Annotated in this window: 9 protein-coding genes and 1 pseudogene; 8 read left to right on the top strand and 2 right to left on the bottom strand. The window is 64.5% G+C overall.

The annotated features are described in order from the left end of the window. Positions 1-187 precede the first annotated feature (187 nt). Both ACWDNY_RS10460 and rsmI read right to left on the bottom strand, forming a co-directional pair. Positions 188-610, bottom strand: coding sequence for a hypothetical protein (locus ACWDNY_RS10460; RefSeq protein WP_451645326.1), 423 nt, complete (start codon positions 608-610; stop codon positions 188-190). 465 nt (positions 611-1075) lie between these two features. After that, positions 1076-1921, bottom strand: a complete 846-nt coding sequence (rsmI, locus tag ACWDNY_RS10455; RefSeq protein WP_451645325.1) for a 16S rRNA (cytidine(1402)-2'-O)-methyltransferase — start codon at positions 1919-1921, stop codon at positions 1076-1078. 125 nt (positions 1922-2046) lie between these two features. Here rsmI and ACWDNY_RS10450 point away from each other — a divergent pair, with 125 nt between their 5' ends. The 8 genes and pseudogenes from ACWDNY_RS10450 to ACWDNY_RS10415 all read left to right on the top strand — a co-directional run bounded on the left by ACWDNY_RS10450 (position 2047) and on the right by ACWDNY_RS10415 (position 13840). Further along, positions 2047-3795 (top strand): dolichyl-phosphate-mannose--protein mannosyltransferase, encoded by a 1749-nt coding sequence (locus ACWDNY_RS10450; protein WP_451645324.1) that lies wholly within the window; start codon positions 2047-2049, stop codon positions 3793-3795. A 312-nt stretch (positions 3796-4107) separates the two neighbouring features. After that, entirely contained in the window at positions 4108-5478 is a 1371-nt protein-coding gene (locus tag ACWDNY_RS10445; RefSeq protein ID WP_451645323.1) for a DNA sulfur modification protein DndB, read from the top strand. A gap of 255 nt (positions 5479-5733) precedes the next feature. Continuing rightward, positions 5734-5952 (top strand): hypothetical protein, encoded by a 219-nt coding sequence (locus ACWDNY_RS10440; protein WP_451645322.1) that lies wholly within the window; start codon positions 5734-5736, stop codon positions 5950-5952. Positions 5953-6450: 498 nt separating this feature from the next. After that, positions 6451-7191, top strand: a complete 741-nt coding sequence (locus ACWDNY_RS10435) for a hypothetical protein (protein ID WP_451645321.1) — start codon at positions 6451-6453, stop codon at positions 7189-7191. Positions 7192-7193: 2 nt separating this feature from the next. Further along, complete coding sequence (locus ACWDNY_RS10430) at positions 7194-8789, top strand: hypothetical protein (protein ID WP_451645320.1); 1596 nt, start codon at positions 7194-7196, stop codon at positions 8787-8789. A 118-nt stretch (positions 8790-8907) separates the two neighbouring features. Next, positions 8908-9694: pseudogene (locus ACWDNY_RS10425) on the top strand (GntR family transcriptional regulator). Between the two features lie 607 nt (positions 9695-10301). Next, a complete protein-coding gene (locus tag ACWDNY_RS10420) occupies positions 10302-10724 on the top strand; it encodes a hypothetical protein (RefSeq protein WP_451645319.1) in 423 nt (140 codons plus the stop codon). After that, positions 10721-13840: a tetratricopeptide repeat protein gene (locus tag ACWDNY_RS10415; RefSeq protein WP_451645318.1), complete on the top strand. Its 3120-nt coding sequence runs from the start codon at positions 10721-10723 to the stop codon at positions 13838-13840. The genes ACWDNY_RS10420 and ACWDNY_RS10415 overlap by 4 nt, the downstream gene beginning before the upstream one ends. The last annotated feature ends 197 nt before the right edge of the window (positions 13841-14037 follow it).

Below are 14037 nucleotides of genomic sequence, written 5' to 3'. Positions count from 1 at the left end.
GGCTGTCGTTCCGGGCCACGGGCGAGCCCCGGCCCGCCCCTCGCGCCGGGAAGGACGGGCCGGCTCACGGCGAAGACTCCGGGCCGGCCGCCCTCACGGCGGAGGCTCCGAGCGGTCCGCCCCTCGCGCCGGCGGCCGCCGCCCGCACGCGCCGGGGACCTCGGCCGCCCTGCACCGCACCGGGGCCTCACACCGCCTTGCGCTGGAAGGGACGCAGCAGGCCGGACAGGTGCCAGTGGTGGCGCCGGCGCCGCTCCCGGTCCGCCGGCTCCTCCGCGGCCGGGAACGCCGGTGCCGCAGCGGCCACGGGGCCCGCCGGGCGCTGCCGCCGGTTCAGGTGGTGCTGGACCGAGGAGACCTGGCCGGCCCGCATGATGCGGACGACGCGGCTGTCGCAGTTCCGGCAGCCGGGGTGGCTCAGCGGGGACGGCACGACACGGTCGTCGGCCACGTACAGCACGAGCCGGTTGCCGTCGCCGTCCGTGTGGTGCTCGATCTCGTAGGACTGCTCCCAGCCGTGCCCGCAGCGCATGCAGGCGAAGGAGTAGGACTCGGTGACGACGGCGGCCCCGGTGTCGCGGGGGCCGGTCCCTCCCGGTATCTCACTCATGCCAGCTCCTCGTGTCCGCCGGACGAGCGTCCCCGGTCGGGCGGGTCCTCGCGGATCCCGCCGGGGACGGGGGACGCGGGTGCGTTCCCCGCCGTCCAGTGGACGCGCGTCACCGGCGGGAGGGCGACAGGCCTGTCGAGTGTTGGAGCCGATTTGGAGTCCGCTTGCCCTGCGGGCCTCCCGCGCGGGGTGTGGCTTTGCCTCCGGCGTCACCGCTTTGCCCGGGCATGGGGAGCACACCGGCCACCAGGCACGCCCTGCCCGGAGCGGCCCACGACCCGTCGTGCGCCGCGCACGACGCCTGCGCACACCGAGGCGCCCGGCGCATCCGGCGCCGGGGCGAGGGGACGGGCCGCACGGACCGCGCCGCCGGGGCCCGCTCCCCGGACTGCCTGCACCGCCCGCGCGGACGGGCGGCCTCACCGCCCCGGAACGACATCGCCTCGTCACGGCGTCACCGGCACGTCACCCGCTGTGCTTCGCCGCCACCACCGCATCGAAGACCTCCCGCTTCGGCACCCCGGCCTCCGCGGCCACCGCCGCGATCGCCTCCTTGCGCCGCTCCCCCGCCTCCTCCCGCACCCGTACCCGCCGCACCAGCTCCTCGGCGCCGATCTCCTCCGGACCCTTCTCGGGCGCGCCCTCCACCACCACGGTGATCTCGCCGCGCACGCCCTCCGCCGCCCACGCGGCCAGCTCGCCCAGCGCGCCGCGCCGCACCTCCTCGTACGTCTTGGTCAGCTCCCGGCACACGGCGGCCCGCCGCTCGGCGCCGAACACCTCGGCCATCGCCGCGAGCGTGTCGTCCAGCCGGTGCGGAGCCTCGAAGTAGACCAGCGTCCGCCGCTCCTGCGCGACCTCCCGCAGCCGGGACAGCCGCTCCCCCGCCTTCCGCGGCAGGAAGCCCTCGAAGCAGAACCGGTCGACGGGCAGCCCGGACAGCGCGAGCGCGGTCAGCACGGCGGACGGCCCCGGCACGGCGGTGACCCGGACGTCCTTCTCCACGGCCGCCGCGACCAGCCGGTACCCGGGGTCGGACACGGACGGCATGCCCGCGTCGGTCACCAGCAGGACCCGCGCACCGCCCAGCAGCTCCTCCACCAGTTCCGGGGTGCGGGCGGACTCGTTGCCCTCGAAGTACGACACCACGCGCCCCTTGGGCTGCACGCCCAGGGCCTGCGTCAGCCGCCGCAGCCGCCGCGTGTCCTCGGCGGCGACGACGTCGGCGCCGGCGAGTTCCTCGGCGAGCCGGGGCGGCGCGTCCTGGAGGTCGCCGATGGGGGTGCCAGCCAAAACAAGGGTTCCAGTCACGCTCCCATCCTCGCAGGCACCGGCACGGGTCCCGGCCCCGGCGAACGGCGCGGGCGCCGGGACGCCCTTCGCCCACAACCGCCCGTGCGCGGGACTCCCGCAGAGCGGTTCCCTACGATGGCGCGGTGACCAGTAGCGCCTCCTCCACGGACACCCGGCAGGGCCCGTCCCCGTACGACCACCGGCCGTCGTGGCAGCAGCGGCTGCGCCGTCTCGGCTACTCGGCGGGGCCCGCACCCCACGTCAGCGGTGTCATCGATCGACTGGTGCCGCCCTACGCGGAGCCGGGTCCGCGCCTGTGGGCGGCCCTGCGCGTCCCGCCGCCGCTCTCCGACCGCCTCGCCCGCTGGTCGGGCTGGGGCGCTCCGCTGCTGGTGACCCTGCTGGCGGGCGTGCTGCGGTTCTGGAACCTGGGCAGCCCGAAGGCGGTGATATTCGACGAGACGTACTACGCCAAGGACGCGTGGGCGATCGTCCACCGCGGCTTCGAGGTCAACTGGGCCAAGAGCGCCAACGACCTGATCCTCAGGACCGGCGGTCACGTCCCCGTCCCCTCCGACCCGGCCTACGTCGTGCACCCGCCGGTGGGCAAGTACGTCATCGGCCTCGGCGAGCTGCTCTTCGGGTTCGACCCGTTCGGCTGGCGCTTCATGACGGCCCTGCTCGGCACGCTGTCGGTGCTGATGCTGTGCCGCATCGGCCGCCGGCTGTTCCGCTCCACGTTCCTCGGCTGCCTGGCGGGCGCGCTGATGGCGGTGGACGGCCTGCACTTCGTGATGAGCCGCACCTCGCTGCTCGACGGCGTGCTGATGTTCTTCGTGCTGGCGGCGTTCGGCTGCCTGCTGATCGACCGCGACCGGGCACGGGGCAGACTCGCCGCCGCGCTCCCGGCGGACCCCGACGGCCGGGTCCGCCCCGACGCGCACACGGCCGAGTCCACCCGCCTGGGGCTGCGTCCCTGGCGCTGGGCGGCCGGTCTGATGCTGGGCCTGGCGATCGGCACCAAGTGGAACGGCCTGTACGTCACGGCGGCCTTCTGCGTCATGGCGGTGCTGTGGGACGTGGGCTCGCGCAGGGTGGCCGGCGCCCGGCACCCGTACGTGGCGGTGCTGAAGCGGGACGTGCCGCTGACGTTCCTGGCCACCGTCCCGGTGGCACTCGCCGTCTACCTGGTCTCCTGGATCGGCTGGATCCGGTCGCCCACGGACGGCTCGGGCGGCTACTTCCGCAACTGGGCGGCGACCGACGGCAGGGGCGGCAGCTGGGCCTTCCTGCCGGACTGGCTGCGCAGCCTGTGGCACTACGAGCACGAGGTCTACAAGTTCCACGTCGGCCTGTCCTCGCCGCACACATACCAGTCCAACCCCTGGAGCTGGATCGTCGACGGCCGCCCGGTGTCCTACTTCTACGAGTCGCCGGCGCCCGGCGTGGACGGCTGCCCGGCGGACGCCGGCGAGAAGTGCGCCCGCGAGGTCCTGGCCCTGGGCACGCCGGTGCTGTGGTGGACGGCCGCCGTTGCCCTGCTGTACGTCCTGTGGCGCTGGTTCTTCCGCCGCGACTGGCGGGCGGGCGCGATCGCGTGCGGCGTGGCGGCCGGCTACCTGCCCTGGTTCCTGTACCAGGAGCGCACGATCTTCTTCTTCTACGCCGTCGTGTTCGTGCCCTTCCTGTGCCTGGCGGTGGCCATGATGATCGGCGCGCTGGCCGGTCCGCCCGGCTCCACGGACACCCGCCGTGTCGCGGGCGCCACCGGAGCGGGCGTCCTGGTCCTCCTGATCGCCTGGAACTTCGTCTACTTCTGGCCGCTGTACACGGGGACGGCGATCCCGATCGACTCGTGGAGATCGCGGATGTGGCTGGACACCTGGGTCTAACTGGAAAGACACACCACGAGGGCGCGGCTGTCAGCCGCGCCCTCGTGGTCGTTGTTGGTCGTCAGCGGTCGCCGATGGCCGCCCTCGGACGGCCCGGAGACGGCCCGGGCGCGGCGCGGCCGGCGCCCTCAACGCGCGGCCGGTGCCGCGACGGTCCAGCCGCGACGCCGTTGGAACACCCCACACCCGAAACGAACTTTCGCCGCAAATCAGGCACGCGGTTGCGAGCCGAGATCACCGTGCGCTACCGTCCATCACACAACGAGGCCAGGCAAGCCAACATAAATTCGCCAGGCGATTATTTGAGGACCAGTGAACGACGAAACCAGTCTCGATGACATCGACACGTTTGACTTGCGCTCGTTTTCATTTGAGACGCTGGCGTTCAAAACAATGGTCGGCAAAATGCCGACCTTCACTTTCACATTGCCGGTGCCCGACTTGCTGCGCCTCGTGAAGGAACTGGGGCAAGTCGTACGGAACAACTTCAGCCTGGACAGTGACGACTACGGCAACCGCCCTCTCGACACGAAGCATGTGGCCAGGATCGCTGCCGGCCTGACAGAGCGGCCGGACACCCCGATCCAGATGATCACCCTGGCCATCCCAGAGGAACTCAACGGGGCCCCCACATACCAGTGGACGCGCGCGCGGGCCCGCACCAGCGGCCCGGTTGAGTTGGGACAGTTCAGGATGTACCGGGATGCGATCGCCCATACCCAAAACGGACAGCACACCCTCGCGGCCCTTCAAAGCGTCATGGATGGCAACGCCACCGACGCCAAGGAAGAGCTCGCTCGGAGCTCCGTTCCGATCCAAGTGCTAGTACAAAGCGACCGCAACGAGGTCAATCGGATCTTTGTGATCGCCGGCCAGACGAAGCCGATCTCTCCGGCTCTGATCGCCGCACTTGACCAGTCTTCCTACGCCAACCGCCTTGGTGTGCAAGTCGGCCGCAACGCACGGCTGTTCACCGATGCCCCCGAACGACTCGTCTACCTGAGCAGTTCCGCTAGCCAGGGCGCTCTGTACTCAACCGCACATGTTCGAGGATTCGCCGCAGCGGTCTACATCGGCTTCAGGGACCGGACGCCCGACGCCCGCGAGGAGAACCTCCGCAAGGTGCTGGAGGAGCATTGTGACAGCGAGTGGAGCCTCGATGAAGAACTGGACGTCGCTGTCAATGAGATTGTCGAGGTGCTGGACTACGCGTATGGCCGCATGCCGGGCTGGAGAGAGCTCCAGAGCGGCGAGCTGACACCTAAGCAGTTCCGCGCCGCCTACCTCCACGGCGCACCCGCCGGCCTCTACGCCATCGGTGGCACCCTCGGAGCGGCGCGGTTCTGCGGAGTGCCTCTACCCAAGGTGATCGATGCCCTCGCCACGCTGGAATGGCACCGCGCAACCTACGAACTGAACAACGACGGAAAGGCAGTGCACCCGGTTTTCGATGGAACCCTGGTGCGCTTCGAAAAAGTCCGGCACGACGACGGCACTGCTGGATGGGCGCCGACGACCACCGGTGGGGCTCGCACGAACTACGAGGCCGCGACCGAGCGACTGCTCCGCTTGCTGAGCACCGCGGACAGCTCGTTCAGCAACCTGGCGTCACCATCTACCCTCCGCCATCTAGGCCTAAGAGCCACTGCACGGCGTGGTCGCCCACGCAAAAACCCGGCCTGAACAGCAGGGTTGCAGCACCCCGCTACTTACCCCCGCGTCCACGCACAGACCTGATCGATCTGTGCCACGCCGTGGACGTTGAGGTCATTCGGCTTAACGGAGAGGGGTCCGACACGGCCTGACGACAGGAGCGCAAGACGCTCAACGCGATCTCGGCTTCGTGCGGTTACGCGCGAACAAAGCAGATGGGGCCGCACCCTGCAGCGAACAGTCCGCGGCCCCATCCCAGACAACCCCGAAGGGATGCTTATGCCAGTGAACCTCAACGAGCCGCGGCACGACAACTACGACCCCGGTGGCGTGACCGAGGCCCTCGCCGCATTGGTGCTGGTGAGCGTCGTGCTTGCTGCCATCGACGAAGCGGTACCGCTCGACCTCGCGCCGTACTTCGTCAACATTCTGGCGGGCTTCGGAGCGTACCTGCTCACGCAGGCTGACCCGCCTCTCCCGCCACCGAGGGCTCTGCTTGCCTAGCGGTGCCGGGCTGAGTGCCGACAGACGCTCGGCGAACCCCTGCATCATCAGGTTCAAGGCGTCCTGACGTCCGAGACAGTCACCTGGGCCTGCTTGCGCAAGCAAGCCCAGGTGACCAGACGGATCTGGATCGCTACTTTAAGCCGCAGCGCCGCTCTACCCTCGCCACGCCGAGAAGCTACGCTGCCCGGTCCACGCTTAAAGAGCCCACCAGCACGAACGTCGCCAAGGCTTCCTGAGCTCCGCGTGCGCCCCACAGCCGACCGCTGAGGCAACGCGTCCCAGCTCACCATGCGCTTGAGATGCAACCGCCACCGCGCCGAGCGCTGCCCCATGCCGTCTTCCTGTCGCCTCACAAGGACGTGCCCAGGGCCCCGGACGTTAAGGCTGCAATAGGCCTTCGAGCAGTGTGCGCCGAGTCACTCAGGCAGTAGAGTGTCTCCCCCAATGGGCGTACCCCGTTGGGCATCCTGTGCATACCAAAGGTCGGGGGGACCTATGCCGAAAATGAACGACGGGGGACAGGGTATCCTCGGTCACTTCCTCCATCTATCCCAGCTCAGCAGTGACGTGATTCGCGAGTCCACATCCGAGTGCAGCACAACACTCGGAGAAATCTTGCAACTGGAAGCGGATATCGGGCTTTGGGAAGCACGCATGGCGGGGCGACCTGAGGCGCAGCAAATAGCTGATGCCCGCCGAGAACTAGGCTTTGCCACCTATGCGGCATGCTCCGGGCTCTATAGGCTGGCATTCAGCGGCTTGAGGACATTCCTGGAACTCAGCTTTGCGGCAGTCTATTTTTCCGCCAACGAACTGCATCGCCGTCAATGGGTTTCAGATAGGCGAGACTTCTCTTGGTCAGAGGCGCTCGACGAAGAAAAGGGAATACTCGCACCCAAATTCATGCAAGAATTCCTACCTGAAGGGGTGAATGAAGCTCAGAACTATGCAGCAATGGCAGCGAAATCATATCGTCATTGCTCCCAATTCATTCACGGCAAGTTGGCCGTCACAAAGACAGTCCCTCATAATCTTAGCTTCTCGCAGGAGTCTCTGACTGACTGGGCTGCAACAGGGAGAAACGCCGCACAGGCCGTACTCTTCGCACTCTACGGCCGCTACGCCGTTGAATTTCTACCGACTGACGGCGGTGCACTCGGCGCCAGCCTGGAACACTGGTTCTCTCACCTGAAGTCTGTCCGGGGGACTCTCGGACTTCCCGTGGAAGGGGCTTGAAGTTGCAGTCTGAAATCGTCTATCGAACTGAAGACATTCCTCCTGAGGAAATTCTCGATCTCCTGGTAGAAACCGAGACCGACCGCTCTCTTATTGATTCCCTCAAGGGTCGCTCGCCGGTCGTCTTGAAGGGAAGCCGCGGAGTAGGGAAATCATTCCTCATGCGCGCCGCCGAGGCCGAGATAAAGGAGGAATTTCCCTCCCGGAAGGTGCTTCCCGTATACGTCACCTTTGCCCAGGCAGGTCTAATTCGGCAAGACACGCCCGACAGCTTCCTGATGTGGATGATGGCTAAGCTTTGCACCAGCATCCTCCGCGCCGCTTCCACGTTCGGCTTGACCCTCCCCGGCGGATCCGCGATCACCGCTATCCAAGGCACTGCCGCTATCGGAAACTACTCCGGGATGGAGAAGGTAGAGGCGATCTTCGAGTCGTCCTGGAAGCATGAGCAGCAGGAATCACTGCCGGTTTCGGTACCGGATCCGGAAGTGCTGCGTGACGCGGTAGAGGACCTTTGCCGCTTTACAGGCATCAGAAGGGTTGTCCTGTTCGTTGACGAGGCGGCACACGTCTTCATTCCCGAACAGCAACGTCAATTCTTCACGCTTATGCGTGACGTGCGGAGTCCATATCTGACGGTAAAGGCCGCCGTTTACCCAGGGGCAACGTCATACGGGCACGCATTCCAGCCCACGCACGATGCTACGGTACTCTCGGTTGATCGCCAAGTCACTGATCCTGGGTATGCACAAGCGATGCGGTCGATCGTGTATAAGCAGGATGGAGCGCTAAAGAAGCAGATCGAACCAAATGGGGAGGTATTCGATACTCTCGCCTATGCCGCGGCGGGCAATCCTCGAATTCTTCTCAAGACCTTGCTAATGCGGTCCCCGTTCAACCGCAGAAACACGCAGGAAACGATCCGCGAGTACTACCGCGGAGACATCTGGCGTGAGCATTCGAATCTAGCTGAGCGCTATCCAGGACATCGCGAACTAATCGACTGGGGACGAACCTTCATCGAAGAGACGGTTCTGTCCACTCTCCACGCAAGGAACGTTGGAAGATCGTCGCAGACTTCCTCCTTCTTCTGGATCCATCGAGACGCACCTCAGGCCGTACGAGAAGCACTTCGACTTCTCTGCTACAGCGGGATCGTCCAAGAAGGTGACTCTGGTATGCGTGCCACCAGGGGAGAAATCGGGACCAGGTATATGGTGAATCTCGGGTGCCTGTTCTCACAGGATGCCGAGCCGATCAAGTTCGGACAGAATGTCAGGCAGCACCTCTACGTCAAACGAATGGTTGAGTTTGGAGCGAACCATCCCTCCTATCGGCCGATCGATAAGTTCTCGCTAGACGCGGTTAACTCGACTGGCAATCAGGCCCTTGAAGCACAACTTGAGCGGCCGATCAAGTACCTCGATATAACCAATTTCCAGCGTGAAAAATTGGAGGAACTGGGCTTCCGTACGATTGGGGAAGTATTGAAGTCGGACGAGGAGGCATTCAAGCGTGCCTACTATGTCGGAACTAAGCGCGCAAGGCAGATGAGAAACGCGGCTGTGACCGCAGTACTCGAGTACCTGTCAGGTTGATCAGGTATAGGCCACGGCTCACGGTTACGTGCGGCAGGGCGGTCATCGCTCACGGGGCCGGGCTAGCACAGTCGGGCCCGCTACGCTGGTACGCACCACTTCAGAGAGTGCTCCGCGGATGGGACCGAAGACGACCAAGGTTTACGACACGCTTCGTGAGCGGCTCGCAGCTGGCGAGTACGCCCCTGGAGACAAGCTCCCTTCGGAACGTGCGCTGGTCGAAGAACTTGGCATCGGTCGGACGGCACTGCGGCAAGTGCTGGCCCGTCTCGTTGCCGAAGGTGCGTTGGAGGTACGGGGCCGTAGTTCGTATCGGGTGCCGGGCGCGGTGAGCGTTGGGCGGCCGGAAGGAGTGGAGCCGTGGCGCATCCACGGTGAGCGCGACCTGTACGACAACCGTGGGTGAAGCTTCAGCTCTGGGACGTGGAGCCACCCGGCATGAAGTCGTTTGAGCATCACATGGTGAAGCTGCACCATGGCCGTCACCGCCGTTCTGGACGACCAAGACCGCGTTCTCATGATGTGGAGGTACCGCTTCGTCCCCCAACAGTTCGGCTGGGAGCTCCCGGGCGGCATTGTTGACCCTGGCGAGGAACCGCTGGATACGGCGCTGCGGGAAGTGGTCGAAGAGACCGGGTGGCGTCCGAAGACGCTGGAACACGTCGTGAGCTAACAGCTCATGGTCGGCATGGTCGATTCGCCCCACGAGATCTTCGTCGGCCACGGAGCCGAGAAGGTCGGTTCACCGACAGACCAGGAAGAAGCGGGCCACATCGAGTGGGTTCCCCTCGCCGACGTCCCGGGGCTCATGGCTCGCGATGAGCTGATGGGGGTCAGGCACCCTCGTTGCGCTGTTGCACATCCTGGCCACCCGGCGCGCGCAGGGAATCACAGCCGCGCACTGAGCATGTCGACGCGACGGCGCTGCCGCACCGAACCGGTGCGGCTCGCCAGGGGAGAGCCGCCGGCCCGCGGACCGCTCCCGCTGCGACCACGAGCGCGCCTGAGACAAGGCCGCTCACCTCCGCACCGCAGTGAACGACACCAGTCGCGTCCTTACCGCGTACGCCGACCTCCTCGCCACCGCCTGCGGCGTACCCAACCTCCTCGGCGCCTATCCAAACCCCCGCTCCTGATGCACCACCGGGCTGGAGCCGTGCGCGCTCCTAATCCTGAGTGAGCACGGCACCCGTCGCCCTGGCTCGGCTCGGCAGCAGGTTTACAGCGGGCCCAGTCCGACTCTTGCGACCTGTGGGTTCCCGTGAAACTGATGTCGTCGGGGGACGCATGGGGGGAACGACAAGTGCTGCTCGCTGCTCAACGTGCCTACGCTTCGGGCAGTGAAGCACCCCATGCGCGCTCTGGCGACGGCGGGAGCAACCCTGGTCGGCGCTCCAACGCCGTTGGCCCTACGCAGCGCATTCGCTGAAACCCTTCGAGTACCGCTGCTGTCACATCTACGCTGCATCGTGGCGGCCTGGTAGCCGCAGAGACACGCGAGGGGGCTGCGGGATGAGTGCGGAGATCGTGGGTTTGGTGGAGCAGGCCAGCCCGTACCTCACGGCGGCGCTGGGTGCCTACGGAGGTGCAGTGCTCACGCGCGCAGAAAGCACCGCGGTGGATGCCACCGCAAACCTGGGACGCCGTATCTTCCATGTCGTCTGGCGCCGCCGAGGAGAAGCCGAACAGGCCGCGATGGAAGCTGCGGTGCACGACGCCGCTGAGAACCTCGAGGACGCGGATGCCGCGGCTGCACTTCGCCAGTGCGTCAAGCGGGCCCTACGCGAGGACGCGGAGCTTCGAAGGGAGCTCACCGAGTTGCTGCCCACGCCAGCGACCGGTCCCGTGACTATCACCGCGTCTGGAGAGCGGGCGATCGCAGCCCAGACCATCACCACGGCCATCACTGGCGACGGCCACCGCCCCGGCCAGTGACCACCAACCAGTTCCAGGCCTCAGGTTCAAGAGCGGTATCCGCCAATACCATCGGGACCGCCGTGACCGGCGACGTGACCGTACTGCCCAGCGAAGTCCTAAATACGACCCGCGACATCCAGGCTCCGCCTGGTCTCACTAACCTCTCCCCACCATCGCTGTGCCTTGGCCGCGAGAGCGCCCTGGGCTGGATCCGGCGCACCCTGGCTGATGATGGAGAGAATGCGATCAGGCAGATTCCTACTGTCCACGGCCTCGGCGGCGTCGGCAAGACGACACTGACCCTTGCCTATGCGCACCGGCACCGCCAGGACTACACCCTCGTCTGGTGGATCACCGCCGACTCCCCGGCCAGCATTGAACGGTCACTCGCAGACCTCGCCTTGCGGCTGTACCCAAGCTGGGCCAGCAGCGCATCCCAGAGCGAACAGGCCGCATGGGCGATGACCTGGCTCCAATGGCACCCCGGATGGCTGCTGGTCTTCGATAATGTGGAAGACACCACCGACCTCCGGCCATACATCGGTTCCATGAATGCCGGGCATCACCTCGTCACCAGCCGCCGCGCTATCGGCTGGCCTCCCACAAACCGCACCTACTCCCTCGGCGTTCTTGCGCCAGATGAAGCCACTGAGTTGGTGTGCACTTACGCTCTGGATGGCGCTCCAGCCAATCCGCACCAGCTCAGGGACGCGCGCGCCCTCGCCGCTGATCTCGGCTACCTACCTTTGGCCCTGGAACAGGCCGGCTCTTACCTGCAACAGCACACCACTGTCGGCATCGACGAGTACCGCCGACGCTTGGATACCAAGCTGGATAAAGCTGCCGAAGGCATCGATCCCGAACGCACCATTGCCAGCATCTGGATGCAGAGCCTTCGAGCCCTGACTGCGCGCAACCCGCTTGCAGTCACCACCCTATACACCCTGGCCTGGCTCGCCCCCGACGATGTCCCCATTACGTTGCTGACAGCGGCTGACGCCGACAACGATGATCTGCACGAAGCCATCGGCCTCTTGCGTGCCTACAGTCTGGCTAACGTCACTCGGGACACTGTCAGCGTCCACCGCCTCGTCCAGACTGTCCTGCGTCGCTCCGCATTGGGGGAACGTGACCGTCACCCAGTAGGCCGTCGAGAAGCCGAAAAGGCACTTACGAGCGCCCTCGCGAGCCTGCCGGAACCAGTGGTCGGATCTGCACGGCAATGGGACATCCTATTGCCACATTTGATCGCCATGGCCTCAAGTAGTCCACCTGGACCAATAGATGAGCCCACGGCAGCACTGTACGAGACCGCGGCAGAGTATCTGCACAGTCAAGGTCTCGAGGTTCGCGCTATTCCTCTATACAAAGCCACCCTTTCCCACTCAGAGGAGAAATTGGGCGACACCCACGCCCACTCCCTAGTAGGCCGAAATAATCTCGCTGCCGCCTACTGGATGGCTGGCGACTTGCAACGAGCGCTTCCGCTCCTAAAAACTGCCTTTATTCAAAGCAAGGAGGTCCTCGGGGGCACCCACCCGACCACCTTGACAATCGGAAATGGTCTCGCCTGCACATATGAAACAGCTGGCGACCTTCCCCGCGCCATCTCTCTATTCAAGTCCATTCTCACCCAGAGTGAGAAGAGACTCGGCCACACCGACGCTAACACTCTCAACGTCCGAAACAACCTTGCCCATGCTTACGAGTCGGCTGGCAATCTAGCTCAAGCCATCCCGTTGTATAAGAAGACTCTAACCCAGAGCGAAAAAGCCCTTGGAGCAACCCACCCCGGCACTTTGCTCACTCGAAATAATCTTGCTGGCGCATACCGCTTGGCTGGCAACCTGATGAAAGCCATCCCACTACTTGAGTCCACCCTTGCGCAGCGCGAACAGGTCCACGGCGAGACCCACCCTCTGACATTGACAAGTCGCAACAATCTCGCGCTCGCATATGAGGAATTCGGCGACTTGGATCGAGCCATCCAACTGCTCGAAGAAACCCTCACCGAACGTATCAAAATTCTCGGCGAGATGCATCCGGAGACTCTAACCAGCCAATCCAACCTCGCGCATGCCTACTCGTCCGCCGGGGATACAACTAGGGCAATAAATATCTGCGAAAACACCCTCGCCCAGCGTGAAGATCTTCTGGGTCACACCCACCCAGATACCCTACTTAGCCGCATCAATCTGGCTACCGAATATGTTCAGTCAGGAAGGGTGGCCGAGGGACTCAGTGCACTCCGGGAAGCTTTGTCTCAGTGCGAGGAGACTCTCGGGGGTAGCCACCCCCAAACTTTGAACTGTCGCAACAACCTCGCATCGGCCTATAGTTCGAGCGGCAACTTGCCCCAGGCAATCAGCTTGTTCGAGGATAACTGCGCCGACTTCGGAAGGATCCTGGGTAACGTAAATCCTACAACTCTGCTCAGTCGAATTAATCTTGGATGCGCCTACATGGAAGATGGCGACCCAAACCGGGCCATTGAAATACTGAAGTCGTCTTTTATTGACTGTGAACGAGTATTGGGTAGCACCCATCGCTATACGATGACTAGCCGTGTTAACTTGGCTCACGCTTACTCGATGACCGACCGCCTAGCCCAGGCCATTCCACTTTTTGAATCTGACCTGACATTATCCAGTGCGACTCAAGGCGACACTCACGTCAGTACTTTTACCTCCTGCAGGCGGCTAGCCGAGGCCTACAGAATGGCTGGCGACCTCCCCCGGTCCGTTGTGCTGTATGAGACCGCTCTCGCCCAGTGCAAGCAAATATTTGGTGAGACCCATACCGACACCCTCGTCTCACGCAATAATCTGGTCGAGGTATATCGACTGGCGGGAAAATTTGCTCAAGCTATTCCGCTGGGCGAGGAGAGCCTCGTCCAGTTCGAGCAGATTCTCGGTGACACTCACGTTCACACCTTGACTCTGCGAAACAATCTAGCCGCTGCATACGCGTCCGCCGGTTACTTTGCCCAGGCTATTCCGCTGTACGAAACCGCTCTGGCCCAGTGCGAGCAGGTCCTTGGCGCCAAGCACCCCCACACTCTGACCTGCCGCAATAACCTCGCCCGCGCAATCCGCCAACAACGCGTGAAGAGCGCTAGAGGAAGACTCAGCTGAGAAGCCCACAGCCTATCGATACGCCGCTTGCGTGCTCATGGTCGCGACGCAAGGCTGGCAGGCTAGAGCACGCTGCGGTCCGGCCCTTGACGAAGTAGAGAAGGTTGTACCGCGCTAAGAGCACGACGGTTTGTCTTGTCTCGGTTGATGCTTGACGTTGTGGCTTCACCTGATGCTTGACACCGCTTGCCTCGGCT

Source organism: Streptomyces sp. NPDC003697 (assembly GCF_053587115.1).
This window is presented reverse-complemented; position numbering and strand designations above follow the sequence as displayed.

What these genes read in the sequence shown, in the direction of transcription:
- ACWDNY_RS10460 (WP_451645326.1), bottom strand. Translation starts at nt 610, where the DNA reads ATGAGTGAGATACCGGGAGGGACCGGCCCCCGCGACACCGGGGCCGCC.
- ACWDNY_RS10435 (WP_451645321.1), top strand. Translation starts at nt 6,451, where the DNA reads ATGCCGAAAATGAACGACGGGGGACAGGGTATCCTCGGTCACTTCCTC.
- ACWDNY_RS10420 (WP_451645319.1), top strand. Translation starts at nt 10,302, where the DNA reads ATGAGTGCGGAGATCGTGGGTTTGGTGGAGCAGGCCAGCCCGTACCTC.